Below are 1969 nucleotides of genomic sequence, written 5' to 3' on the forward strand. Positions count from 1 at the left end.
GAGCAAGATGGAAGGTGAAGCCGAGAAGCCCCGCCTTGCTCGCCGCATAGTGGACTCCCATGGTCCCCCCGTTTTTTCCGGCGATGCTGCTTACGTTGACGATACACGCCCCTTCCCTCCCCATCATGTAGGGCAGGATGCACTTTGTGGTGAGAAATCCCCCTTTGAGATTCACGGAAAGGACGTGATCCCAGTCCGTCTCGTCGATATCCAGCAACAGCGTCGCCTTTCCCAGCACGCCCGCGTTGTTCACCAGATAGTCGATGCCGCCGAAACGTCCCCCCGCATCCACCGCAGCGGCGGCGATTTCCTCCATTCGCGTGACGTCGGCCCTGTAGGCGAGGCAGCTCCCCCCCCGTTCCTCCACGGCGGAGACGAGCTGCTGCGCCTTCTCTTCATTGCTGGTGTAGGTAAACGCCACGTCGATCCCCTTCTCCGCCAGCAGAAGTGTCGTAGCCTGCCCGATGCCGCCTGTTCCTCCCGTGATGAATGCTCTTCGCCGCATCTCTTTCGCCTCCCGGTCAGCCTTCATGTAACCCTGTGACGTTGCCTGTCCTTTGTGCACGTTTCTTTCCTGGCTCGCGACATCCTTGGTCTATGGTATCATGCTTCGGTAACGGGAAAAGGGAGGAGATCGCGTCATGTTGAAACGGCTAGCGGCGCTGTTTCTTGTGCTTTTCTATTCTGCGGGTGTCATCGAGGCGGGCGAGGGACAGGCACTTTCTCCAAAGGGGATGGGCGGTGTGGTGCTTGCGCTCTCCGGCGGAGGAACCAAGGGGCTTGCCCACATCGGTGTCCTTCAGGTCCTTGAGAAAGAGGGCATCCCCGTGGTGGGAATCGTGGGAACGAGCATGGGCGCCATCATGGGAGGACTCGCCGCCTCGGGGTATTCCGGAACGGATCTGGAACGGGTCGTTCTGGATCTGGACATTGCGACGCTCCTTCAGGACAGAACTGTTCCTGCAGCCGGACAGAAGGGAAAGCCGGACCAGGCTCTCTTTCGTATCGATTTCGACAAAGACAACAAGCCCGCAGGTCCTCTCGGTGTCATCAACGGAACGCGCCTGCTCAACAAACTTCTTTCGCTCGTCGCGCATGCCCCGGTGGTTCGCTTCGACGATCTCCCCATTCCCTTCGCTGCTGTTGCGACCGATCTTGAGACGGGGGAGAAGGTTGTCCTCCGGGAAGGAGGGCTTGCTACGGCCATGCGGGCGTCCATGGCGATTCCGGGTGTCTTCGAACCCTGGCCCATGGGGGGCAGGCTGCTCGTGGACGGAGGACTCGTCGCCAATATTCCCGTTCGTGTCGCCAAAGAGGTGTTTCCCGGGTACCCCGTCATTGCCGTGGATGTCTCCAGCGGGCTGCGCTCCCGCTCAAGGCTTCGTTTCGTCACGGACGTTCTCGACCAGGGAATCACCATCATGACGCGACGGAATGTCGAGGAGGACCTTGCCGAGGCGGCCCTCGTGTTACGTCCTGCTGTGGGCGATTTTCCCACGCTCGGAACGGGCAACGAAAAGGAAATCATTCGGGCGGGAAGGAAAGCGGCGGAGGACGCGCTCTCGGGGCTCCGCACCGTTGCGTCCCGGGCGCCGCTTCCGGGGGAACGTCAACGTGTCCCCGCTCCCCTGGTGAAAAGCGTTCGGGTGGAGGGTGTGCCTCCCGTGACGAAGAATTTCTTGGAGCGTACCTACGCATCCTGGATAGGCGCGCCCGTGGACCCCGCAGTCATTCTTGATGCCTGTGTCACCATCGGGGAGCGGGACGATGTGGGAGCGGTGGACTATCGGCTCGATCCCCTGCCGGAGGGTGTGGAAGTGGTTCTTCTCGCCCAGGAGGCGGCCCCCTACTCGGTGCTCATCGACGGGTACACCTCGAATCTGGATCCTCATAGGTGGCTCTACCTGACGGGATTGGGTCGGAATCTCTTCCGTGAGGGCGACCTTCTGCGGGCGGACCTGTTCCTGAG

Annotated in this window: 2 protein-coding genes; one reads left to right on the forward strand and one right to left on the reverse strand. The window is 61.2% G+C overall.

Going from position 1 to position 1969, the window contains the following annotated elements:
• A partial coding sequence (locus Q1K49_RS04135; protein WP_300523118.1) for an SDR family NAD(P)-dependent oxidoreductase occupies positions 1–505 on the reverse strand: 505 nt, incomplete at its 3' end.
• Positions 506–641: 136 nt separating this feature from the next.
• On the opposite strand from Q1K49_RS04135, the gene Q1K49_RS04140 reads away from it, so the two are divergent.
• Positions 642–1969: patatin-like phospholipase family protein (locus tag Q1K49_RS04140; protein WP_300523121.1), on the forward strand; the 1328-nt coding region annotated here is incomplete at its 3' end.

Origin of the sequence: Aminiphilus sp. (assembly GCF_029975095.1) — a bacterium.
Classification (GTDB): domain Bacteria; phylum Synergistota; class Synergistia; order Synergistales; family Aminiphilaceae; genus Aminiphilus.